Below are 25737 nucleotides of genomic sequence, written 5' to 3'. Positions count from 1 at the left end.
CTTAAAAACGCAAAAAAAAGCGAACCGAAGCCATGCAAAGCGCACGGCAAAAGTTCGCACGAAGCAGAATTGCGATGTTTTTTCAAAATTCGCCTAGAAGCGAGCAAGGTCCTAATCTATATCTTGAAGCGGAAACAAGTTTCCGACAAGATATGATTACGACATCCTTCGACGAACAATGGGCAAAGCCCATTTCCCGCGCTAAAAGTGCAGAGCCAAAGTAGAATGCGAACCGAATATACAAAGCAAAACGCATTATCAAAATTCATCTAGAAACGAGTCAGACAAAGAACGCGAGCCGAAGCTGTATAAAACATACAGCGAGAGCTCGCGTGATGCAGTATGACGAAGTTTATAGGCGAATTCTCTTAGGTCGAGAATTTCTTGTTTGTATGAGCCTCGACCACGTTCACCACGTAGTCGCCCAGCTTTTCGCAGTCGTTCACCACGTCCATGTAGTGAACACCCATTTGGTAGCTGTACTTCTGCGATTCGATGTCGGCAATATTTTTCTCCTTGAGGAGCTTGCGGTAATCGTTGATCTCATTCTCCATATTCAGCGTACGGTTTGCGTCGGCAGTCACAGCATCGCTAATGACATCGATCATGTTCGTGAGCGCCTTGTCGCACAACTGCATAATGTGCTTGATGCGGTTGTACTGTTCTTCGGTAAAGTCGTCGGAGCTCCTAAACTTGCGGTTGATGGCGCGGGCCATATTGTAGCAGGCGTCACCGATACTTTCGATTTCAGAAATTTCGCGGAGCATCGACTGGATATTCGTCTTACTTTCGGGGCTCAAGCGACCTTCGGACACTTGGTTCAGGTACTTGGCGATTTCAATTTCCATGTTGTCGCTGATGCCTTCGTACTTCTCGATGCGGGCAAAGAGTTTCACGAAATCGTTTTCGTCCTTCATCTCGAGCAGTTCGGGGACCATGCGGAACATTTTCTGCGTGCGAGCCGCAAACAAGTTAATTTCTTTGCGGGCTTCGAAGAGCGAAAGTTCTGCGGTACTCATGAGACCTGCGCTGATAAACTTGACTTTGAAATCCTCGCCGTCTTCCTTTTCGCGGATAATCTTGCAGATGATTTTTTCCATCGGCTTAATGAACCAGATGAGGATTAGCACATTGCAGAGGTTGAATGCCGTGTGGAAGGCAGAAAGCGCGTAGGTCACTCGGACGCCCGCCTGGGCAACTTCTTCATCGGTGTGCGGCACGAACGTCGGGTCGAACCCTACAATGCTACACACCATGTTCACGAACGGACGGAATATAATCAGAATCCACACCACGCCGAACACGTTGAACAACATGTGGGCCAAGGCCGCACGTCTCGCTTGCGTACTTGCCGAAAGGGCCGCCAGGTTCGAAGTAACAGTCGTTCCGATGTTTTCACCCATCACGAGCGCAATGCCCTGGTAAATCGGAAGAACTCCGCTGCTGCAGAGCAAGAGCGTGATTGCCATGATGGCCGCAGACGACTGCACGCACATGGTCAGGATGCTACCCAGCAGCAAGAAGAGGAGCGTGCTGAAGATACCCCAACCGCCGGTCGTCGCAAAGAAGTTGATGACAGTCTGGTTATGTGCCAAGTCCATGGCCACCGCATTTTCACGCAGCGTGGTAAGGCCGAGGAACATGAACGCGAAACCGAACACGAATTCGCCTATACTCTTGGTCGAATTCTTCTTGGTGTAAGAAAGGATGATGCCGAGGGCGAAGAAGGGCCACACCACCGAGCTCATGTTGAACTGGAACCCGAATATGGACATGATCCAGGCCGTGGCCGTTGTACCGATGTTTGCGCCCATGATAACAGGAATGGCCTGACTCAATGTGAGCAGGCCAGCGTTAACGAAGCTTACGGTAAGGACGGTCGTAGCGGTAGAAGACTGCACCGAGGCCGTCACAAAGGTACCAGTGAGAAGGCCTCCGATGCGGTGCTTGGTCATGGTTCCAAGGACAGCACGCAGGTGACCGCCCGTGAGCTTCTGCAAGCCTTCGCTCATGGTCTTCATGCCGAACATGAGCAGCGCAAGGCAACCAATCATTTTAAGAATCATAAGTGTCATAGGACATTCCTACGGAACGCCACTACCGGATCATCGTCGCTGCCTTTCAGCTAGTTCGGGCTCATGGCGGTGAATTGTGATTGTAAAGACTGCGTAAAAATATAGTAAAGTGCCAGCACTCCCCCATTTCATGTGGGGTTATAAAAAAGGAAAATATTTATTACAAGCAAAGCCCCCGTCATTTGACGGGGGCTTTAGTCTCAAAAACTAGCGGACAGTCACCCTGCGTAAGGCACTTCCATTACGCACAATGTAAACCCCAGCCTTCGGTACCATAAGGTTCACCACCGCACCTTGGGGATTTGCCGTCGTCACCAAGTTCCCCTGCATGTCGAACACCTGCACCGGGCGGCTCGGAGCTAACCCCCAGACAGAAATGTTTCGGGCAGAGACAACGACCTTCAGAAGCGGAGTTTTCACCTTCGGCATCACCGGAGTCTTGCCTTCTTCTTCAAGGAAGGAAACCTCATAAGGCTTATCGGAATCACCGAAGAAATCGGCAATCACCTTTACTGTGCAAACCGTGTTCGTATCCGTCTTCGCCTGAGCCATGCAGTCCGTCCGCACCCAGTTACCGCCGTCATAGATCTGAAGGGCCTCCTTCATTTCTTCAAAGCCTAAAGACACCAACGAATCCTTTTGGTACATATTCGTCAGGTCATCCGAGTATTTACCGACAGGGGGAACCTCTACGCCGCCATAATACGATCTATACATAGAATTATTGGTCCCCGCAAATTCATACACCAGCGAAGCGGTATGACTTCCGGTCAAAGTATCCACATAACTATAGTTGCCCGCAACCGAGCACCAATCCACTAATGCGGCAAGGCTTCCCGTATACCGATTTTTCGAAGAGCCTTCGTTTTTCACGGTGCCCCTATTGTAATCCGCCGAAATGAGCGATCCCGTTATATACCCCGCAAGGCCGCCCGCATAGGCAAAATCTTCGGACGCCTTGACTGTTACCGGCCCATAATTATAGGAGGTCACCAACCAGGAAACACGACTAAGCTGTTCTCCCACCATTTGGAGTTCGCCATAATACAAGCCCACTACACCGCCGGCATAGACTTTCTTGCCAGAAAGAGCATGTACTCTACCCCAGTTGCCACAGTCTACAACATTCTGCGTAGAATCAAGTCTGCCGACAATGCCACCCACCGTAAGCGTCCCTGATGTAGATTTGCCTTCAATTAGGCCCGTATTTTTCAGGCTGTTAAATGATGTCCGGTGAGCATACCCTGCGATACCGCCTACCGAGACAGAGCCGCTTCCATTACCAAGAATCATTCCACTGTTAGAGCAGCCCGTGATGGTTCCTCCGTCTGTACCCAGCTTATCGCCCGTGCCCACAAGGCCGCCTGCAACACGCCCCGACACACGTCCGCTGTTACGGGAGTTTATTAACACATAGCGAAGCGAGCCCGCAAGGCCACCGGCGATATTGGTCGAAGAAACTAGCGAGTTTTCGTTCGTATCGTTAAGCATCGCGCCATCGTTATACGCCACAAGACCTGCGGCGATGTCTACACTTTTCACAACGCTGTTACGGATTTTCACGTTACGGACGCAGGCATTTTCCTTTAAGTGAACAGCAACGCCAGCAGCAGACAAGCCTTCATCGTTTTCAAAACGGCTATTTGCAATCGTCAAATTTTCCACAAGATTTTCGACGCAGTAGAACATGGCTCTAGACATGTTCAAGCCGTAAATCGTATGGCCTTGACCATTGAGATACAAGTTCGTGCATCGTCCGCTCGTATCGACAGTCATTTTGTTCTTTGCCAGATGAAGAGTATCCTTGCCCATGACAAGGTCTTTCTCAATCAGGCCAACGACATAGCCGTCCGTTTCGATTCGCACTCCTTCGAGCAGTTTTTCAAATTGCTCAGCAGTAGAGATCTTGTAATACAGCGTATCTCCGATTCGTTCAAATTTATCTTGATCGAATTTCGTTGAATCGCCTATGGCAGCAAACGCTACCTGGGCAACCAAAGTCATTGCTACTGCCAAGCACTTTTTCAACATAGCGAATCTCCTAACAAAAAATTCTCTAGGTTATCTGACAACAATCAAGCGAGACTGTTTGCCGCTACGGACCAGGTAACGGCCCGACTTCGGAATCATCAGGTTCACCGAAGTCCCATGGAATCGAACCGAGGCCACCATGCGGCCACGCATATCGAACACCATCACAGGCCTATTCTCAAGCAAGCCCGTCACGGCTACGTTACGACCAGAAACTTCCACCTGCAACAGCGAAACCACCGGTTTCGGCAACACAGGAGTCAAGCCGCTATCATTCGGATTCAACGTAGAATCTGCATAGAAGACGTCTACAATATAGCCCACCTTATACGGTTCATCGGCGTCGCCAAAGAAGTCCTTGACCACCGTTACCGCGCAAGCGCTCGTCGTGTCATAACTGAATACCGGCAAGCACCCATTATCAACATATTTTTCGTTCTTGAAACCCGGATGCAACTGCATCACAGACGGATACATCATTTCTTCAAAGCTCAGGGGTTCCACAATGGAATCAGTCCCTGCTGCCGAAGAAACTCTATAGGCATCTTCTATATTCGAGGCGTACATCACATGGTTAAACTTGAAAAAGCCTGTCGGTTCATAAAGCACGGCTCCCACCTTTTTACCAATCAAGGTGTCGCCATAGGAGTAAGACTGAGCGATAATCACGGAATCCAACAACCCACCGATTCCACCCGTTATGGCATTAGCGACATTCGCTTCGTTTCTTACGGCACCTCTGTTATAATCTGTCTGCATGGTAATGCCCTTGCCAATACCAATGAGCCCACCCGCATAAGATTCATCAGAAGCCTTCTTTACAGTCACAGGGCCGTAATTAAAGCTGAACACCACATTAGCAAGAAGCCCGAAACCGTTTCCATCCGCATCATACATTATGTTTCCATCAACACGTCCAGCCAAGCCACCGGCATAAACCATTTCGCCATTCAGAGCATGCACACGGCCCCAGTTACCCGATCCCGTAAGGGTCGTTGTTGAATCGATTCGGCCCGCAACGCCACCGACCATAAGCGCTCCCCTATTGACGGATCCTTCGACCAAGCCCGTATTAAACGCGCCGCTTATGACAGACAACTGACTATAACCAGCAATGCCACCGCCAGCAACAGGTGCTTCGCCAGTGGCAACAACCGTTCCCGAATTGTAAGCGTCAGAAACCAATCTAGCACTATTGTTGAAAATGTAATAAGGAGCGTTTTTACCTACAATGCCACCAGCCAAGCGTCCATACACCCGGCCAGAGTTTCGAACGCTCTGCAGCACGCCTTCGGATTCACCGGCAATACCACCAGAAATATTCGACGAAATCACCGTCGTATTTTCATTTTTAGAATTCAGCACAATGCCATATTTCGCATAATGGTTGTTAGCGACAATGCCGCCCGCAGAATACCCACCGCGAACCAAGCTGTTGCGCACAGTCACGTTTCTAACAGTGCCGCCATTACTAATAACCACGGCTGCCGCAGACCAACCCCAGTCATTTTCGAAGCGGCTGTTTGCAATGGTCAAGTTCTGCACGACCACGCCAGAATCCATGCAGAAGAACATCGCTCTCGACATGTTGAGGCCATAAATGGCATGGTCTTTACCGTCAAAGTCGGCCTTCAGGCAACTGGTATAGCCCGTATCCGCAGACATCTGACGAGCAGCCAAAAGCGTAGTGTCGCGGCCCATCACGATATCGCTTGCAAGCTCCACCTTAATTTTCTTGTACCCATACTTTTCGAAATAACGAGGCATTTCCAAAAAGGCTGCCAATTCTTCCGCCTTAGAAATGGTATAAACCAAGGTATCGCCATCTGCTTGAGAAGGCGGCATCGCATACTGCTGCATATCGAAATAAGCAGAATCATTCTTATACAGGCTATCGAACTTGAGAACCGGATAACCGTCAGGGCGACGCGTCCACAAATTGCGATTAGCCACCGTTCCGCCAGTCGTATTCAGCAAGACAACCATGTTTTCGCTCTGGAGATCTTCAGTTGTCTTTTTGCATTCTGCGCTATTGGTCGCATCATAGTAGAATCTGCCTGCCGTAGCAATATTCGCAAGAGAGCCGTCATAGTAAGTATTGATCGGCGAATAGCTCAGGCCCGAATATCCATAAATGCCGCCAAGGGTATCGCCTTTGACAACGGGAGCGGCGCTGTAAGAATTCGAAATCGGGCGATCGGAATAATTGAAGAAGCCGACAAGTCCACCCACTTCGCTACTTCCCTTATTCAACTTCCCCTTGGCAATCACTTTACCACGATTATAGACATCGGAAATGGAAAGCCCGTCAGCATAGCCAAGAACACCGCCCACATTCAAGACACCGTATTCTGTCGGATCTTCTGCAACAGAACCGGTAACATCGCCATAATTGTAAGACAAGGACAATGCGAGGAACGGAGAAGTAGCGCGTTCCAAATAACCGGCAATGCCACCCGTCCAAACTCGGTACGGGCCTTCGGCAGAGACATTGCCGCGGTTGCCTAGCTTTTCATAACCGCGTACATTCGAATAAATCGCGGTGTAACCGATAACGCCACCGGCATAAACCTTTCTGTATTTACCGGAGCCATAGGCTTTGACGGTACCCTTATTCAAGGCATTGCGGAAGGCGTTATTCTTGTTTTCACCAAAGATTCCGCCCACTGCCAAAATACCTTCGTCAAGAGCAGATTCAACAATCGCAGTTACATCGCCCTCGTTCACGAAATCACGGGTTTCGCTTTCTTCGTAATTACGGTAATGCTTGCTACCAGCAATACCTCCGACATAAAGAGTAATTTGCCAATCAGAACTTACCGTATCGCAAGTAAAGGCAGTCTTCGCAGAAACCTTTCCATAGTTCTGAAGGTTCGTCACAGAGCCCAACACAAAACCGACAACGCCACCCGCATAAGACAGCGAAGCACCCGACACCATTTCGACATCACCGCGGTTAACGCTATTTTCAATAGCGATACCGTCTCGAGCTTCTGCATCGCCAGCAATGCCGCCAACAAAGATATTGTACTCCGGCTGGACACGTTCATTCTTTACAAAAGTGACCTTCGCCGAATTGCTACAACCGGCAATGCGCCCATAAGCCGTACCTACGACACCGCCCACATAGGTGCCACCTTTAACGGAACCACCAATCATATTGCAGCTCAAGATATAAGCCAATTGAGCATCCGAAGGGCTCAGCATTCGAGCCACAACGCCGCCTGCGATAAATCCACTACGAACATCCGTATTGATTACGTTTACGTTCGAAAGCCCCGATTGCATTTCTGTCACTACCGCAGCGGCCATATAGGCCGTATCGCTGCCAAAAGAACTGTTCGCCACATTAAAGTCGTGAACGAAGCCGCCCCCCTGACCCACGATTTGGAACAACGAACGTTCCGCATTCAAGCCGTAAATAGTGTGGCCCTTGCCATCAAAATCGCCTTCGAAGTACTCGTTACGATTACTACGTACCCATCGCTTGGAACAAAGCTTTGACGTATCGGCACCGAAAACGATATCGTTCTTCAAATAAGCCCTGAGGCTTGGTTTGCCCATATTCGCCGTCGTCACGGAATCCAAGAAACCGATCAGTTCCTCGGGTGAGGTGATCTCGTAGTATTCCACGCCGCCGGTCTTGACCGTTTTCGGAATTTTGACGGAACCATCCCAGGCCGCATACGAGACCTGGGCGAATACAAGCAGCAATACAGCTGCGTAGATTCGTTTAAGCATCTTTGTTCTCCTAACTATGTATTTTATCTAAAAGATATTAAAGGCTGCGAACCATGGCAACAGCCTGGCTGGCAATACCTTCGCCACGGCCCGTAAAACCGAGCTTTTCGGTGGTGGTACCCTTGATACCGATCTGTTTGATATCGAGACCGAGTACGCGGGCAATGTTTGCCTTCATCTGGTCCTTGTGCGGGTTCACCTTCGGGCGTTCGCACATCACGATACTGTCGATATTGATGATTTCGTAACCGGCCTTACGGACTTCTTCGCCCACCTTGCGCAAAAGTTCCAAGCTGTCAGCGCCTTTGAATGCCGGGTCTGTATCCGGGAAGTACGTACCGATATCGCCAAGGCCAGCGGCACCGAGCAAGGCATCGCTAATGGCATGCAGCAAGACGTCTGCATCGCTGTGACCGAGCAAGCCCTTTTCGTAAGGAATATCCACGCCGCCAATAATGCACTTGCGGCCTTCTACCAACTTGTGGACATCAAACCCGATGCCCGAACGATAAATCTTATCCATAAAAAAATCCTTTTTTGTATAAATTTAACAAAAAAGGATTCTTCTTCTAGTTATACGGATTCGTTTTCGCTACCGAACGTTGATTCGCTGCATTTCCTGGCCAACTTTGACCACATAGGTGCCGGACGACAACACCGGTACAGTGGTCTCCGTAGAATTGATTACACCTTGTTGCACAATTCGGCCCTGCAGATCCATCACGGCAAAGTTTCTCTGGATCGACGTAACCGATTCATCCATCACAATGGTAAATTGATACGAGCCCGTCTGTCTCACGTAGAAGGAAGACTTTGCAATTTTTCCAACTGCAGCGCCACCCTTTCCTGGAATTTTATCGGAAACGGGATTCTTCGAGAAGTTCAGTTTCAGGCTATTGGGCCTACCCGTCACGCTGACTTCAAAGGATTGAATAGAATCGGACAAATCATCCTTATCAACGGTTGCGTAGAGGGTATCAACACCGGACTCACCGATTGTCAGTTTTTCACCAGAACGAATCTTCTGGAATGTTTCGTCACCATTTGAGTCAACAATCTTTTTGTACACTTTCATTAACTTGTCATAAGAGAGCGTATATTCCATGCCGACAGCTTCTTGCGGAAGGATTTCAAGGTCACTGGAATCGTTACTAGAGGAGACGGCAGATACATAGACCGGAATCATTTCGCCACCCATAGCGATGGTCTCCACAGAGTACTTTCCCTTCTGAACAACATCGCCGGTTTCATCATCCACAGAAATGGCGTTACCGTTCCTGTAGAGTACATCCATTTCCATGGCGGTCTTGAAGCTCATGATCTTCTTGGACTTGCCACCAATAGTCACGAACAAGGTGTAATAGCCACCCGGCAAGCAAATGCTGGATTTGTCCACCTTCGGAATGGCAGGATTCGTCAAATTGATGCCGCACTTGTACACGCCCGAAGTAGAAACATCTTCAAAACCAGCAACCGGTTCAGAAGAAACTTTGTTTCCTTTCACGAGCGTGTAAGAGGGAATGATGCCCGCCTCCAGAAGAAGCTCGGAGCCGCAATAGGTTTTTCCTTCGTCAGAACCCGTCAGAGCAGAAGCGCAAGAACCATCGCCTGTCGCCGTGAAGCAGATTTCGTAAGACGTTTCAGCGGGATTTGTCGGATTCTTTTTACCCTTCACGCTAATAGCAGTCTTCCGCGAAACGTACGCATTCGTCTTGACACGCAAGCCTGCCATAGGAGTACGGCGGTCGCAGTAGAAGATATCAAGGTCATACTGATTGCCAACCGTCAGCAAGCTACCATCGTAACCCTTGAATTTATCTAGGTCCACATACCCCGGCGTCGATAAATGAATGCCACCAAGATCCGCGGCCAAGGTATTGTCAACAAAGACCCAAGCATCACCCCCCTCACTACGGAAGCTAAATTTCAGACCGGGCTTATAAACAAATTTAGCATGAGATTCTAAACAGTAATGCTGATTACGGCCACCAGTGCCATCATCATTTACCTTAGACGTCCAGCGCGGTTCATTAGAGTCACTTCTTACAGCCGGAGTTTCAGTTCCACTCACAAAGAATGCCCAATCTTCAGGAGCATCTGCCTTGCAGCTCCAACCAAAAATACACTTACCGAATTTAGGCGAAAGGGCGGCGTCCGTTCCGGCACCATCGGCAAAGAGACCTTCGCAATCCATGCCCTTGTTCCAACCCGGACCATTGCAAAGAATATCAATCTCCGGCATCTGTTCCGCTTGGTTAATTTTACGAAGGGGCGATGCATAGAACACCGGGCCTTCGGCCGTACGCTTGGTACGGGCTGCAGCCACAGGGACTTGGTTCGGATCCGCCGCAAGAATCACAGCATCTGTCGTAGTCTCTACCGGATAGAAACCGCCCTGTACGTTAACTCCCGGGCTAGTGTAGTAATCCGAGTCAAATTCCCACTTGCCATCCTTGGCACGCTTGAACGGCATGTCAAAGCAGCTCTTTTCGTTCACGCCCGGAGTATAATTAAACAACATATTAAAGTATTTTTCATCAATAAAGCACTTCTTGCCGCTAGCACTCAATTTCGGCTTTCTCTGGGACTGAGGAACAGTCGCATCAAGAGTTGAATACACAAGGCCCTGAGTCACACCAAAGCAAGCATTTACGGCTTGCAGTGCGGCCGCAGCTTTTACATCCAAGGCTCCTTGCTGGCAATCTTTGCCACTAGCGGAATAGCAAGAGAATGCCGGATGCAGACTAGCATCAGTATCGTAAATAATGGAGGCCAAAACATAAGAGCAGGTACCTTCTATACCGTCTACTTCTGCCTTGCTGTAGTAGTAACCATCGCCATTGGTTTTCTGATCTTCGTCTGGTACAAAGAACAGGGAATCAACTCCCATATTAAAGAGCATTTTCAACGCTATCGGTTGAGCCGTGGCAGCGGTTTCCCAGTTACCATTCACACCTATTACGTCTTCTCGTTCAGTGTCGTCATCACGGTAAAGCACCACGTTGTCCGTAAGTTCTTCACCGGTAAATGCATAAGAAAACCAACCGCACATATCATCTACAGCGGTCATGGCTTTACCCGTCATTCCACCATCCATACTGATCATCGGCACGGCAGACATCCATTCTTCAAAGTCAGGCGAAATCATCACAAAGAAATGCTTTGTGTTCCCTGCCCACAGCATTTGAGCAAAAGCAAGGCTCACAGCCATTAATAGTCTATTGTTCATCATGAGACTCCTAGATTAAAGAATTTTTGAGCGCATGTAACAAATATATAAGAAAAAAGGTCCTTTCTCAAGCATTTTTTTACAAACCATAGAAAAAGCCCGCTCGAAAGCGGGCTTAATCAATTCTTTAAGGATTGCTAAAGCTATTCGCGAATTACACAATCAGCGCATACTTCGGGAAAATTCCGATGAAGATGAGCGCGATTGCCGCAAGCGTCACCGCAAAGCGCAACAAGTAGGCGAAAGCCTTGTTCTTGCCGCAGCAGCACTTGCATTCGCACTCAGCCTTGAGCGGCATGAAGAGCACGAAGGCAATGCGCAGGTAGAACACAGCAGCCACGAGCGAAAGGCCAAAGGCAATCGCAGCAATAAGGCCGAGTCCACCCGAAAGGGCATCGGTAAAGAGCGTGAACTTGGCGAGGAAACCGGCAACAGGCGGCATACCTGCAAGGCTTGCCAAGCAAACGGTCGTTGCGACAGCCACATAGGGGCGCTTGCGACCACGGCCCTGGATGTCTTCCAGAGTTTCCAGTTTGTCTTCCTTGCCGGCAAGGTAAGCAATACCGGCCAAAGCACCGGCACTACCGATGGCATAGGTAATCAAGAAGTAGAACATGGCACCCATCTGCACCGTACCTTGGGTAGCATAGTCCGGAAGCAACAGGCCGATTACGATAAAGCCGGCGTTCATCACGGCGGAGTATGCCATAATGCGGCGGATAGACTTCTGGGCGAGACCGCCAAAAGCACCGATGGCCATGGAAAGCAGCGACACCACCACGATCACGTAGAACAAGCTCTTGTTTTCGCTGTGGATGGTCACCTGTTCGGCAAGGTTCCAAGCCGGAGCAGAACCGATGCGGGTCACCAGCGAGCCCAGCCAAAGCGTACCGAGAGCGGCAAGCGCACCGACCTTGACGACGGCGGCCATAAAGCCGGTCACAGCCACAGAGGCACCCGTATAGACGTCAGCCACCCAGAAGTGAACCGGAGCGGCACCCGCCTTGAACAGGAGGGCAAACAAAGCAAGGAGAACGCCCAAACCGTAAAGCAGGCCGCGGCCAGCGATAACGGAGGCAAAGATATGCGTAGAACCGGTAGCACCGTAAATGAGGGCGACACCGTAAAGGAAGATGACGCTGAAAATGGCACCGGAAACGAAGTACTTGAAAGCACCTTCGTTTGCGTTCACGTCCTTGCGGCGCAGGCCCACCAAGGCATAAATCGGGAAGCTGGAAAGTTCCATGCCCAGGTAGAGAGCCAAGAAGTCGATGGACTGGGTCATTAGAAGCGCACCGGCAGTGGCAAGCATCAACAGACCGTAAGCTTCACCACCCTTGAACTTTTCATGGCCGAGAGTCCACTGGAGGCTCGAAATGCCAAGGAAAGCGCACAGGATAACAGATACACCGAGCACGCGGCGAATCGGGTCCATGGCATACAAGTCCATGAACGTGTCGTTCGTCGTCAGGTAGTATGCCCCGGCTGCGAGAGCGATAAAGAAGCTTGCCACCCAAGGCAGCACCTTGTGCTTGTTTTCGTCTTTGATGAACGGTTCAGCGGCAAGCGACACCAGGGCGCCTGCGGCAACCAAAATCACGGGCAAAAGATTAACGATATTACTCATGTTTAGAAGCCTCCTCGTTTACTGTGGCCTCGTTAGATTCAGTTGCGTTTTCCGCATCGGCGACATCGGATTCGCTCATGGACTTGAGCTGAGCGATCAGCGAAGCGCGTTCTTCGTCGGTAAAGCCGTTTGCCTTCAAGTTGGAATCCAGCTGACGCAAATCGTCTTCGGTCATGGGCTGAGCCACGGCAGCGATATTTTCGTCAACCACGGCATCCCCAAGAGAATCGGCAGAAGCTTCGACGGTTGCATCGGTGGCAACATCGGACTGGTGCGTCACCTTGTTCATTTCTTGCACGGCAGTTTCATCGAAAAGCTGCAGAGCGTTGGTGATGAATGCCGGATGCATACCGAACACCAACAGGAGAGCGCCCATGATACCGATCGAAGAGCCTTCGAGAGCGGTCATGCGCTTGCCGTCTTCGTAGTCGCGAGCCGGCTTACCGAAGATAACCTTCTGCACAAAGCGAAGCACGTAGGCAGCCGAGAGAATCAGGCAAAGACCTGCGGCAAGGGCCGGAAGCGGGCCCATATCCCACAAGGACATGAGCACCGTGAATTCACCCACAAATCCGGCAGTACCAGGCACTGCAAGCGAAAGCACAGCCACAAAACCGAACAGGGAGCTGAACACCGGATTGCGGGCAGAAAGACCGCCGAGTTGCTCAATATTGCGAGTGCCGGCAAAGCGTTCTGCAATACCCATCAGGTAGAACTGGGCACCAGCGCTAAGACCGTGAGCGACCAGGAGCACGAGCACGGCCGGGAGCATCGATTCAGACAAGCTGAACACGCCCGCCACCGCAAGGCCCAAGTGACCCATGGAGCTGTAAGCCAAAAGTTTCTTGCCGTCGGTAGCGCGGAGAGCCATGAGCGATCCGTAAATCGCCGTGAACAGGCCGAGCCACAACATGCTATCGACAATTTCCATCGAAAGCGGGAAAATCGGAAGAATCCAGGCGATGAATCCGAACACGCCAGCCTTACTCATGGCACCCGTAAGGATAGCCGAAAGCGGAGCCGGAGCTTCGGCGTAAGTAATCGCCTGCCAGCCGTGGAACGGGAACAACGGAGTCTTCACCAAGAAGGCGAGCAAGAAGCAAACCAGGAGCGTCACCTGCATCGAGGGTTCCAGATTCTGGATTGCCACCGCCAACGAAAGCACCAGGGAATTGTCAGCAACCGTGAGCAGGTACCAAAGGGCAACCATCATCGGGGCAGAACCCACCAAGGTGTAAATCGCAAACGTCATGGCGGCCTTCTTGCGTTCAGCGCCACCGAAACCGGCGATAAGCACTGCTGCGGGGAACACCATCGCTTCAAAGAAGAAGAAGAACAGCACCGCATCGGCAGCGAGGAAGGTTCCGTTCATGGCACCCATCAACGCAAAGATGGCTATTGCAAAGTTGCGGTAGTTGTTTTCGAAGGTGTTGCGGCCCGTAATCAAGGCGACTAGGGAAAGCCCCGTAGAAAGGAACACCATCCAGGCGCCAAGACCATGGCTATACAGGTAGTAGTAAACGGGGCCCTTCGCACCCGGAATACGGAACCATTCGATGGCTTCGGTCGCCTGGTTGCCCGCGGCAATCAAGGAAATCGACAAAGCGACGAAGGTAAAGCCGAACAAGAAGGCCAGTCTAGAAGAAGACTTGGGATCTTCCTTAGAGGTTGCCATCATCAGAATGGCAGCGGCAAAAGGAGCTAAGACGAGGAGATGTAAAAGCATTAGAACAAACCTCCGGTCAAAAGAACAACAGCGACCAGTGCAACGACACCCACCAAGCTAAGCGTAAGCTGCACACGCACCTTGCGCACCTGGAAGGAGCTCACTCCATCGCCCACGATTTCGACAATGGAACCGACGGTCCATTGGATTCCCTGCAGGATCTTATCGACAATCATGTCAACGACAAAAGCGGCAACCTTCGTCATGACAATGAAAATTTCGTGGATATAGTCAAAGAAGAACGTCCAATCGGCCTTGAAGCCTTCGGGAGCGCTACCCCACTTGGCATGCAAGCGCGGCTGGCGCTTAAGACCGTAAACGACGTAAGCGATAATCATACCGAGCACTGCGGCAGCCGTACCGAAGCAGGCAAAGGTCATCGGGTTCACGTGGACAACATCAAGCTTGCCGAGCAGGTAATTCTGGGCATCGCCCACCACCGGCGCAAGCGTATGTTCGAAGAACTTGATTCCCATGGAGTCGGCCCACAGGTAACCAGCGAACACGGCACCGAAAGCAAGCACCACCATCGGGATCAACATGCTGGCCGGAGCCTCGTGAATGTGTTCTTCGCTTTCCTTGGAACCGCGGTATTCGCCAAAGAACGTCATGATAATCAAGCGACCCATATAGACCGCCGTAATCACAGCCGTGAGAAGACCCGCACCGTAGAAGAATTCACCATACGGGGCGTTCGTGTAAATGCGTTCAAGAATCAGGTCCTTGGACCAGAAACCTGCAAAGCCCGGGAAACCGATAATGGCGAGGAACGAGAAGATCATCACGCAAGCGGTAATCGGAGTCTTCTTGATAAGGCCACCCATGCGACGCATATCCTGTTCACCCGCAAGGGAGTGAATCACGGCACCGGCCCCCAGGAAGAGGGCGGCCTTGAAGAAGGCGTGGGTGAACACGTGGAAGATAGAAGCGTCGAAAGCGAAAGCGCCTGCGGCCATGAACATGTAACCGAGCTGAGAAATCGTCGAGTAGGCAAGCACCTTCTTGATGTCGTTCTGGAAGAGACCTGCAACAGCAGCCCAGAAGGCTGTCAGCATACCCACAATCAAGATAATCACGAGAGCTTCGGGAATCACCGAGAACATGCGACTGAGGCGTGCAAGCAGGTAAACGCCCGAGGTCACCATGGTAGCAGCATGGATAAGGGCCGACACGGGAGTCGGACCGGCCATGGCATCGGGTAACCAGGTGAGAAGCGGAATCTGAGCAGACTTACCCGTGCAACCCACGAAGAACAAGAGGCCCGCAATCATCAAGATCGGAGCGGCAAGATCCACATGGCCACCGGCAATCAGCATTTCGATGAACTTGTTCAACGCATCGTAATTGAGGATAGCGGAGCCGCCCAAGGTTGCCAAGCAAAGCATGCCGAGCAGGAACCCGATATCGCCCACGCGGTTCACAATGAAGGCCTTGTTTGCAGCCTTGCAATTGTTCAAGTCGTGGTTCCAGAAACCGATAAGCAAGTAAGAGCAGAGACCCACGCCTTCCCAACCGAGGAAGGTCAGGAGCAAGCTGTCGGAAAGCACGAGCACGACCATGCTGAACAGGAACAGGTTGATGTAGGCAAAGAAGCGGGTAAAGCCGCGGTCGCCATGCATGTAACCGATCGAGTAGAGAGCGATGAGCGAACCGATGCCCGTGACAAACAGGAGCATCACGCGGGAAAGACCGTCGAATAGGAATCCGATATCGACCTTGAGCATCGGGATATCAATCCAGTTGCAGAGCGTCTGACGGACACCTTCTTCAGGCATACCGAAAGCGAGCAGCACAACACTCAAGAACGAAAGCACCGGGAAAAGCACCGCGAGGGCGCCCACGAAACCTTCGGAAGGACCCTTCTTGCTACCCGAAGAAACAAGGGCAATCGTTGCAAGCAGGATTGTTCCCAGGAGCGGGAAAAGAGGTATAAACCAAAGCGGTAAATTTGTCATTGCTTACCCCTTCATGTTAGAATAGTTGTCGGAATCGACACTTTCGCGGTTGCGGAAAATGAGGATCACGAGTGCAAGGCCCACGCAAGCTTCGGCAGCGGCAACGGCGATCGAGAACAGCGGCACAATCTGGCCGGCCACGCTCAAATCGGCAGGCAGCGTCTTTGCAAAGCCCACGAAAGAAAGGTTCACGGCGTTCAGGGCGAGTTCGACACCCATGAGCACGAAGAACACGTTACGGCGAGCAAGAGCCGTAATGAGGCCAATGGTAAAGAGCACCAAGGCGAGAATCTGAATATAAATCGGTTGGAGTTCCATTACTTTTCCTCCTTTTCTTCGGCGACAGCTTCGTCAGTACCCAGGCGCTTCTTAGCCATAAGCACGGCAGCGCCCATCGAAGAAAGCAGCAACAGGCCGAGCACTTCGAAAAGCACGAAGTAACCGGGACCATCCTGGGCCGTATTGAACAGGTTCGAAGAAGTCATTTCGACAGAGCCGCGGAGTGTGGTGACATCGAAACCCATGGGCGAAAGCACCAGGGCAAAGCCGACGAGACCGGCAAGCGCGAGCACGCCGAGAATCACAAATATCGAAACACCGTCAAACATGGGAGTCTTGTTGTCCTTCGCCGCATTCAAGACCGAAATCACGAACACGAGGAGCATCATAATGGCACCCGCATAGACCATGATCTGCACCACCCCAATGAAAGGGCTACCCAGCAGGCCGTAAATGCCCGCGAGCGAAAGCATGGTCAAAACGAGAGAAAGACCACCGTAAAGCGGATGCTTCGAAAGGAACACGCAGAGGGCGGCTCCCACGGCAACCACGGCAAGAATGATAAAATAAATCAAGGCTAGCATCAGTTTTTAACCTCCATTCCCCAGACCTTGCGGGCCTCGGCATTCTTGGTACCACCCGGAGCCACTTGGCTCTGAGCGTCATCGGGGTAATCCTTCGGATTCCAACTCGTGAGAGTTTCGAGGGTTGCCACGAATTCGTCACGGGTGCGGTGTTCAAAGATGATTTCCTTGGTATCCATACGGAGCGCATCGACCGGACAGGCTTCAACGCAAAGGCCGCAGAACACGCAAGTCAAATGGTCAATATCGAAGCGCTTGACCTTCTTTTCGATGCGCGGATCGTCACTGGCGGTCGCTTCGATATAAATACAATGGGCAGGGCAGGCCGCAGCGCACATGCCACAGGCAACGCAACGGGGCGTGCCATCAGCACGGAGCATCAGACGATGCTTGGCGCGGTAGCTTCTGCGAACCTCAGGCTGGCCTTCCGGATAGGAAATCGTCGGAAGTTCTTCGTAGCGGAACAGGCCGCGGGCCGCATGCTTGAGCGTTGTCCACAAGCCGCGAATGGCCTCGAAAATGTAGAGGCGTTCTACCCAGTTCATGGGTCTTTGCTTAATAACGCGGGCCATTAGTTACCTCCCATCAGTTTCGCGACCACGGCGGTCACGACGAGGTTCAAAATAGCGATATTCAAAATGATCTTCCAGCCGAGATGCATCACGTGGTCATAGCGGAAGCGCGGCAGCGTCCAGCGGACCCAAATCCACACCCAGCAGAAGAACACGCTCTTGGCGAGGAGCACCAGCAGGTGAATGGCGGCAGTACCGAGAGCGGCACCCAGGCTATTCACGACAACGCCGTTAACCATGGAGTATTCCGGGTTGTAGTAGAGCCAGGAGCAAACGCCGGCGGCAATGAAGGCTGCGGTAACAACCCATGCAATCATCTTGTAGAGCTTGTATTCCTGCAGGATTTCCATCTTGTTGCTCTGCTTGGAAACGGCAAGCTTACGGGAGTAACGGTAAATCATGTGGAGGAATGCAAGACCGAGGAATGCAAGCACCCAGCAGAGAATGGCCAAGGAGCCACCCATGTGGGTTTGAATGGTTGCAGTCGATACAAACGGAACCGAGTAGCCACCCAAGAAGAGGGTTGCCACCAAAAGGCTGCTAATGCAGATGTGGGAGTATTCGCCCATGTAGAACAGGCCGAACTGCATGGCGCCATATTCGGTGTGGTAACCGGCAACGAGTTCCGGTTCACCTTCGGCAACGTCGAACGGAGCGCGGCCCGTTTCGGCAATCGTCGCAATCAAGAAGCAGAAGAAAGCCACCGGCTGAGCGACAATGCCCCACACATGGTTTTCTTGCCAAGTCACGATATCGGTAAGGCTGAAGGAACCTGCGAGCACCAGGAGACCCATCATGGAAAGGCCCTGGCAGACTTCGTAGCTGATCGTCATTGCAGTCGTACGCAGAGAGCCGAGGTAGCTGTACTTGGAACGGGAGCTAAGGCCTGCGAGAACGGCACCGTAAGCAGAAAGCGAGCTGAAACCGAAGAGCAACAGGATGCCCACTTCGGAATCGAGAATCGGACCTGCAATGCGGACCACCTTGCCACCCCATTCAAAGACCATCGGGCCAAACCACGGAATCACACACGGGCTTAAGAACACGATGGCAAACGGGATTGCCGGAGCCACGTAGTAGAGGAACTTCTTGGAACCGGTCGGAGCAAACATTTCCTTGAAGAAAAGCTTGGTACCGTCGCACATGTTCTGCACATAGCCGAACGCGCGGATTTTACCGAAGAAGGGGATCTTGATATAGGAACGGTTCGGTCCCTGACGATCCTGCATAAAGCCGGCGCCACGGCGTTCCATAGGAATCAACAACAGGATGTAAAGGACAGGAACAAAGCAGAAGGCGAACTTCGCAATGGTAATGACCCATTCCACCCAGGTTTTGGATTCGATGATATCCATTAGGCGTTACCTCCTTCGAGCAACTTACCTGTATTCTTGATGGTATCGTAAGAAAGTCCTGCAAGCACGCTTGCGTACTCGCCCGCCTTCTTGAAGGCGTCGAATGCGCTTTCGAACTTGTTGCCGGCGAGTTCGGAGAGAACATCGTAAGCCGGACGAAGTTTTTCATCGGGGCAAACCGGGCAGGCAGAAAGCTTCTGAAGAATGTTCAGGCTGTTCACCATAGTGCCCTGGACTTCGCTCCAATGGCGAATACCATAAGCGAGCGTAGCCTTGTTGGCGGTAGCGTCGTTGAACGGAGTGAAAGCGATGCGGGTCGGAATCTTTTCGAGAGAAGAAACGGCAGAGCCACCTTCGCCAAAGAGATCTGCATTCACCGTCAAGAGCACCTTGAATTCAGAAGCGCGCTTCACGAGATCGTCGAGGTTGCTGTCAGGAATGCCGAGCAGCTTGAATCCGGCGCGGTTAGCGAGCGGGTCGCCACTCATGGCGATACCGTCGGGGGCACCCACCTTCTTGAAGGTGCCGCCGAAAAGTTCGGCGGAGTCGCCCAGGCAATCCTTGAGCATGCGGAGCGCGGCGAGATCTTCGTTCGTGCAAGAGCCACCGGCGACGAGGGCGACCTTGCCCCCGACCTTCTTGACTTCGGCGAGAGCTTCCTGAATCACGTGGAAGCCCATAGCCGGCAAGCGGTTCTTGTCAAAGTTCTGGAAAGCGAGGCGGCTGGTGTTCGAAAGCCAGCTGCGGTTCACTTCGGGGTTGCAACGCGGCATCACGCGGTAAATGTGACCGTCGGCGTGATCAAGCCAGATGTTTGCACCGAGAGAGTCGTCCATCGAAACCGTCGGCGTGTGGCTCAAAAGCCAGACGCGCTTCTGGAAACGGAAGTACTTCGCGGTCATGGCACCCACCGGGCAAACGTCCGTGACGCACAAGTCGTATTCGTGGTCCAGCTTTTCGCCCGGGAAGGTCGTAATGTAAGTATGGTCGGCACGGCCAGCAAGCTGCAGCTGTTCGGAACCGGCGATGCTACGCATAAAGCGCACGCAACGGTCGCACTGCACGCAGCGTTCTTCGTCGAGCAAAACACGGGGACCGAGGTCCACATGCTTACCGCCACGCACCTGACCCTTGGCATCAATAAACTGATGTTCCGGATTGCCGTGATAGTTCTTGCCGTATTCAGGACGCATGCGGGATTCGTTCTGGCCCGCTTCCATGTAGTTTTCTTGCAGGGTACATTCACCGGCCTTGTCGCAAATCGGGCAATCGAGCGGGTGGTTCACCAGCATGAATTCCTGGGTTGCCTTGCGGGCGTTCTTCACACGGGCGCTGGATGCCGGCGTGTAGATCTTCATACCCGGAGCCACCGGCGTATAGCAGGCAATCACCAGCATGCGACCGCGGGGGCCTTCTTGTTCCACCAGGCACTGGCGGCAGTTACCAGACACCGGCAAATACGGGTGGTAACATACGTGGGGAGTTTCAATCCCGACAGCCTTGAGGGCTTCGAGGAGGTTCGTATCGCCAGGAACCATCACCGCCTTGTCGTCCACGAAGATTTCCACCTTCGGGCTATTCTCGGTCGGGAGTTTCGGCATGTTGTAGAAGTTACTCATATGATTACCAGAAAATTCCAGGACGATAGTTTTCCTGAACACGCGGTTTGGCATGTTCGGGGTTCTTTGCGATAAGTTCGTCGAAGTCGGCTCTGAACTTTGCGGTGTAGCTAGACACCGGGCCGCCGAGAGAAATGGAAAGCGGGCAAATCGTCACGCCGCCAAATCCACCACTCAGGCTCTGCATCAGTTCCACATCGCCGTCGTGGCCCTTGCCTTCCACAATCTGGTTCAGAATGCGGTGCAACAAGCCCGTACCTTCGCGGCACGGAGTGCACTGGCCGCAAGATTCGTGGCTGTAGAAGTTGCCGAGCACGTTCAGGAGTTCAGCCATGTTGTGCGTATCGTTGATCACGATCATGGCGCCCGAACCGAACATCGTCTTCATGGAGGCGAGGCATTCATAGTCCATGGTGGCCACGGCACATTCGCCAGCGTTCAGCGGAGCGCAAGAAGAACCACCCGGCAACACTGCCTTCAGGTTTCCGCCCACGACGCCACCGGCGTATTCGTTAATCATCGTCATCATCGGGGTGCCGAGCGGAGCTTCGTACACGCCCGGATTCTTCACGTCACCCGAGATGCAGAACACCTTGGTACCGCCTGCACGGGGAGTACCCATCTTGGCGTATTCTTCGGGTTCATGCTGGAAAATCCACGGGAGGGCCATAATGGTTTCGACGTTGTTCACGCAAGTCGGAGACTTCCATGCACCGCTCACCGCCGGGAAAGGCGGCTTCAGGCGGGGCTGACCCTTCTGACCTTCGAGGGAGTTGATCAAAGCAGTTTCTTCACCGCAAATGTAGGCGCCTGCGCCACGGTGAACAAAGATATCGAAACTGAACTTGGTACCGCAAATGTTTTCGCCGAGGTAACCGGCGGCGTATGCCTGGTTCAAAGCCTTGTTCAAGCTTTCGATGCAAGGCAGGAATTCGCCACGGCAGTAGATGTATGCGGCGCGGCTACCGAGAGCCCAGGCTGCAATAATCAAGCCTTCGATCAAGCGGTGCGGATCTTCCATCATCAGGAAATGGTCCTTGAACGTACCGCCTTCGCCTTCGTCAGCGTTCACTACGATATACACGGGCTTGCCGGAATTGCGCGGAACAAAGCTCCACTTCATGCCAGTCGGGAAGCCTGCACCGCCACGGCCGCGAAGACCGGAACGCTGCACGTAGTCAATCACTTCGAACTGGCTCATGTTGAACAAGCGATCCGAAATGTTTGCGTAGCCGCCCAGTTTCTTGTAGACTTCAATGTCCTGGGCACCCTTGCCAAAATTTCCTGTACAAACTTTTACTACTTCAGCCATAATTACTTAGCCTCCTCTACGGTCGCGGGCTTCTGGGTGGTAACCGCTTCCTTGGAAGGTTTTGCAGTGCGTTCGCCCGAAGTGGCAATCATGCGGTACACGTCGCCAGCCTTACCGGCAGCGTCCACAAACGCCTTGTCCTTTACGCCGGGTTCGCCAACGACATCCCACTTGGAGCCGTTCTTCTTTTCGACAACAAGCTTCGTGAATTCCGGAGCGCCCTTCCAAGTGAGGGTGGCACCATTTTCGTCGGCTTCGGCCTTCACGTTCAAGACCGGAGAAGGCGGAGCATAGTCGGCAACCTGCGGCTTGGCAGTTGCGCCCGGAGCACCGGGGTGACCGCCGTGGCCCTTCACCACACCGCCGAGCACGTCGTGCTTCGGCATGTTGTTGGCGTGAGCCTTGCACCAATCGATAATGCGATCGATGCTTGCTTCGGTAAGAGTCGTACCGCGCTTCATCTTGAGCTGACCGTCAACCACGTCGGTGGCGAAGTCGTCGTTCACCAGCATCATGGGGCCATTGCCGCAGCTACCCAGGCATTCCACCTGAAGAATCGTGAACATACCGTCGGGAGTGGTTTCGCCGCTCTTGATGCCGAGCTTGTTTTCGACATACTTGATCAGCGGCTGGGCTCCCTTGATAGCGCAGCTGATGTTGCGGCAGAACTGCAACAGGAACTTGCCCTTGGGAGCGTGGTTGTACATGGTATAGAAAGTAGCGACGCCGAGAGCATGTGCCGGAGCGCAACCGCAGACGTTTGCTGCCCAACGGATACCTTCGGTCGGAACCCAGCCGAACACGCCCTGCACCAGCCAAAGGACTTCAAGCAGAGCACCCTGGCCTACCGGGTAGCGGCTGAGCAAGTCGGCGCAACGTTCCTTGATTTCAGGAGTGTCGAGCTTGGCGAGCACTTCCTTGGTCGGCGGCTGCGGGACAGCCTTGTGCACGTGGCCAAAGGTCTGCGCCGGATCCGGAAGGGCCGGAATGGCTTCGCTCGGACCGTCGAACTTCAAATGGTTATTCGATACAAACTGAACTGCACCTTGAATATGTTGTGTCATCGGTCAAGTTCTCCAGCAATCATGTTGAGGCCAGGCAGTGTTGCCATAGAGTCGGCAAGGGTAAGGCCTTCGACCAGTTCGTTAAATGCAGACACATGGGCAAACGACGGGGAACGCACCTTGATGCGGTACGGGTGGCCGCTACCATCGGAGACGATGGTGAAGCCGAGTTCGCCGTTAGCGCATTCGCTTGCGCAGTAGTATTCGCCTTCGGGCACGCGGATGCCTTCGTACACGCTCTTGAAGCGGCCGATAAGGGCTTCCATGTCCTGGTAGGCAAGCTTGTGCGCGGGCACGCGGATGCGTGGGTCGACGATGTCGACCGGGCCCGGAGCGAGGCGCTTCAGGGCCTGGCGCACAATCTTCACAGATTCTTCGATTTCGGCAAGACGCACCTGCAGACGGTCGTTGGCGTCGCCCTGCGTGCCGACCACGACTTCCCAGTCGTAGGTTTCGTAGTCGTAGTAAGGTTCATCCTTGCGGAGGTCGCTTTCGACACCTGTAGCACGGAGACACGGACCGGTCCAGCCGTAGCTGATAGCGCGTTCAGCAGAAATCTTGCCGACGCCCACGGTACGGTCGAGGAAGATACGGTTGCGGTCCAAGCAGGCATGCAGGTCCTTGAGAGCCTTTTCCACCGACTTGCAAGCGGCGAGCACGTCTTCTTCGAAGCCGTCGTAGCTGTCGCGGTAGAGGCCGCCGATGCGGGCAAAGCTGTTCGTCAGGCGTGCGCCCGTGAGCTTTTCCCAAATCAGCATGATTTCTTCACGCGGGTTAAAGGCGTACATGAACGGAGTCGTACCGCCCAAGTCCTGGAATGCGGCAGCCACGCAAATAAAATGGTCGTTGATACGGGAGAGTTCGTTCACAATCACGCGGAGCACCTTGGTGCGTTCCGGGATTTCGATACCGTACATGTTTTCGACAGCGCGGCAGAATGCAATGTTGTTCATCATTGCAGAGCAGTAGTTCAAGCGGTCGGTGTAAGGGATCACCTGCTGCCAGGTGCCGCGTTCGACCATCTTTTCGAAGCCACGGTGCATAAAGCCGATTTCATGGACACCGGCCACGATGGTTTCGCCATCGAGGGCAGCCAGCAAGCGCACGCAGTGGTGAGTAGCCGGATGCGTCGGGCCCACGTTCAGGGCCATCAGGTTCAGCTTTTCGCCATTCGGGTCAAGTACGATCATTCTCTGATACTCCCTTCAAGATATTCTTCTTCGACAGGCATGATTTCCTTAGAACGCTGGACAATCCTGTAGCCCTTGGATTCCAGGCGCTTTTCCAGTTCCGGAATCAAGAAATCGGTCGTCGACAGCCACTGGCGCTTCTGGGCAGGGTAATCCTTGCGGAGCGGGTGGCCCACAAATTCAACATGGTTCAAAATGCGGCGCAGGTCGGGGTGGCCTTCGAACACGATACCGTATTGGTCATAAACTTCGCGTTCGAGCCAGTTGGCGCTTGCATAGAGGTCGGTAATGGTCGGAACCTTCAGGTCGGCTTCGCTGACCAGCACCTTAAGACGGACGCGAGAGCCCGGCTTCTTCATGCTCTTGAAGGCATAGCTCACCGCAAAGCGGGGGCCTTCGTGGTTCGGGTAAGTCAGATAGTCGATACCGGCCAAGTCCAGGAGCATGTCAAACTGCATCGACGGGTCGTTCTTCAAGAATTCGACTGCATTGTGCAGGAATTCCTTGGGGACCACCACGCAGGCATCCCACTTGGCCTTTTCATCACGCTTAGCGCCAAACTTGGATTCTAGAATGTCAATCACGGATTCCATCATTACTCCTTCCAGAACTGGGCTTTCTTGACAAGTTCCTGCTCTTTTTCGGTCACGAATTCCTTGAGTTCGGCAGTCTTTTCGCGAGCAAATTCACGGGCTTCCGCCTTTGCCTGTTCGGTCTTCGCCTTGATCATTTCGAGCTGGTCTTTCACGCGTTCGGCGCGCTGCTTCATATAAGATTCATCCTTGATCTTCTTCTGAAGGTCGAACATGGCTTCGAAGAAGGCTTCCGGGCGAGAGGGGCAGCCACCGATATAAACGTCTACCGGAATAATGTGGTCGATACCCGGCACCGTGCAGTAGCAGTCATAGAAACCGCCGGAGCTGGCGCAGGCGCCCATGGCGATCACCCAGCGGGGTTCTGCCATCTGTTCGTACATGCGCTTGAGAATCGGAGCCTGCTTGTAAGAAATCGTTCCTGCCACGAGCAGCACGTCGGACTGACGCGGCGTAAAGCGAACGTATTCCGAACCGATACGAGACAAGTCGTAGCGGCCCACTTCGGTACTCATGAATTCGATTGCACAGCATGCCGTACCATACGGAAACGGCCATAGGGAGTTCGTACGGCCCCAATTGACGAGAAAGTCAAGAGAAGTCGTAATGAAATTCGGCTTTTCTGCCTCATTACTCATAGGAGGTTACCTCTTTAAATGCGTGCGTAAAGATAGAAAAGTGAGAGGGATGAATATCCAAAAGGCCCATTTTGAAATGTTTTTTATTCATTACCGCCCCCGTCGGTCCATAGTTAGATTTAACTAACATTTTTCAGTGTTTTTTGA

Annotated in this window: 17 protein-coding genes and 1 pseudogene; all 18 read right to left on the bottom strand. The window is 52.6% G+C overall.

The window, feature by feature from the left end:
- Positions 1-368 precede the first annotated feature (368 nt).
- Positions 369-2075, bottom strand: coding sequence for a Na/Pi cotransporter family protein (locus B7989_RS03295; protein ID WP_088627173.1), 1707 nt, complete (start codon positions 2073-2075; stop codon positions 369-371).
- A gap of 207 nt (positions 2076-2282) precedes the next feature.
- A complete protein-coding gene (locus B7989_RS03290; RefSeq protein ID WP_088627172.1) occupies positions 2283-4106 on the bottom strand; it encodes a hypothetical protein in 1824 nt (607 codons plus the stop codon).
- 30 nt (positions 4107-4136) lie between these two features.
- A complete protein-coding gene (locus B7989_RS03285) occupies positions 4137-7847 on the bottom strand; it encodes a peptidase A26 (RefSeq protein WP_088627171.1) in 3711 nt (1236 codons plus the stop codon).
- 37 nt (positions 7848-7884) lie between these two features.
- The gene (gene ispF, locus B7989_RS03280; RefSeq protein WP_088627170.1) at positions 7885-8370 is read right to left on the bottom strand and encodes a 2-C-methyl-D-erythritol 2,4-cyclodiphosphate synthase; all 486 of its coding nucleotides are present in this window, start codon (positions 8368-8370) and stop codon (positions 7885-7887) included.
- 69 nt (positions 8371-8439) lie between these two features.
- Positions 8440-11076: a fibro-slime domain-containing protein gene (locus tag B7989_RS03275; protein WP_233144224.1), complete on the bottom strand. Its 2637-nt coding sequence runs from the start codon at positions 11074-11076 to the stop codon at positions 8440-8442.
- A gap of 154 nt (positions 11077-11230) precedes the next feature.
- A complete protein-coding gene (locus B7989_RS03270; protein ID WP_088627168.1) occupies positions 11231-12703 on the bottom strand; it encodes an NADH-quinone oxidoreductase subunit N in 1473 nt (490 codons plus the stop codon).
- Positions 12696-14429, bottom strand: coding sequence for a NuoM family protein (locus tag B7989_RS03265; protein ID WP_088627167.1), 1734 nt, complete (start codon positions 14427-14429; stop codon positions 12696-12698). The genes B7989_RS03270 and B7989_RS03265 overlap by 8 nt, the downstream gene beginning before the upstream one ends.
- On the bottom strand, positions 14429-16384 hold the full coding sequence (nuoL, locus tag B7989_RS03260) for an NADH-quinone oxidoreductase subunit L (RefSeq protein WP_088627166.1): 1956 nt from the start codon (positions 16382-16384) through the stop codon (positions 14429-14431). The genes B7989_RS03265 and nuoL overlap by 1 nt, the downstream gene beginning before the upstream one ends.
- Positions 16385-16387: 3 nt before the next feature.
- Positions 16388-16702 carry an NADH-quinone oxidoreductase subunit NuoK gene (gene nuoK, locus B7989_RS03255; RefSeq protein ID WP_088627165.1) on the bottom strand — a complete coding sequence of 105 codons (315 nt, stop codon included), beginning with the start codon at positions 16700-16702 and terminating at the stop codon, positions 16388-16390.
- Complete coding sequence (locus B7989_RS03250) at positions 16702-17247, bottom strand: NADH-quinone oxidoreductase subunit J (protein WP_088627164.1); 546 nt, start codon at positions 17245-17247, stop codon at positions 16702-16704. Before B7989_RS03250 ends, nuoK begins: the two co-directional genes overlap by 1 nt.
- The gene (locus B7989_RS03245; protein WP_233144223.1) at positions 17247-17819 is read right to left on the bottom strand and encodes an NADH-quinone oxidoreductase subunit I; all 573 of its coding nucleotides are present in this window, start codon (positions 17817-17819) and stop codon (positions 17247-17249) included. The genes B7989_RS03250 and B7989_RS03245 overlap by 1 nt, the downstream gene beginning before the upstream one ends.
- Positions 17819-19174 (bottom strand): complex I subunit 1 family protein, encoded by a 1356-nt coding sequence (locus tag B7989_RS03240; protein ID WP_088627163.1) that lies wholly within the window; start codon positions 19172-19174, stop codon positions 17819-17821. The genes B7989_RS03245 and B7989_RS03240 overlap by 1 nt, the downstream gene beginning before the upstream one ends.
- Positions 19174-20793 (bottom strand): 2Fe-2S iron-sulfur cluster-binding protein, encoded by a 1620-nt coding sequence (locus B7989_RS03235; RefSeq protein WP_088627162.1) that lies wholly within the window; start codon positions 20791-20793, stop codon positions 19174-19176. Before B7989_RS03235 ends, B7989_RS03240 begins: the two co-directional genes overlap by 1 nt.
- A gap of 4 nt (positions 20794-20797) precedes the next feature.
- Positions 20798-22105, bottom strand: a complete 1308-nt coding sequence (gene nuoF / locus B7989_RS03230) for an NADH-quinone oxidoreductase subunit NuoF (RefSeq protein ID WP_088627161.1) — start codon at positions 22103-22105, stop codon at positions 20798-20800.
- 2 nt (positions 22106-22107) lie between these two features.
- Entirely contained in the window at positions 22108-23169 is a 1062-nt protein-coding gene (locus B7989_RS03225) for an NAD(P)H-dependent oxidoreductase subunit E (protein WP_088627160.1), read from the bottom strand.
- Positions 23166-24359, bottom strand: a complete 1194-nt coding sequence (locus B7989_RS03220; protein ID WP_088627159.1) for an NADH-quinone oxidoreductase subunit D — start codon at positions 24357-24359, stop codon at positions 23166-23168. Before B7989_RS03220 ends, B7989_RS03225 begins: the two co-directional genes overlap by 4 nt.
- Positions 24356-24955, bottom strand: coding sequence for an NADH-quinone oxidoreductase subunit C (locus tag B7989_RS03215; protein WP_088627158.1), 600 nt, complete (start codon positions 24953-24955; stop codon positions 24356-24358). The genes B7989_RS03220 and B7989_RS03215 overlap by 4 nt, the downstream gene beginning before the upstream one ends.
- A gap of 134 nt (positions 24956-25089) precedes the next feature.
- A pseudogene (locus B7989_RS03210) lies at positions 25090-25590 on the bottom strand (NADH-quinone oxidoreductase subunit B); the annotation flags it as partial.
- Positions 25591-25737 lie beyond the last annotated feature (147 nt).

It is taken from the genome of Fibrobacter sp. UWB5, assembly GCF_002210295.1.
In the GTDB taxonomy this organism is placed as follows: Bacteria; Fibrobacterota; Fibrobacteria; order Fibrobacterales; family Fibrobacteraceae; genus Fibrobacter.
This window is presented reverse-complemented; position numbering and strand designations above follow the sequence as displayed.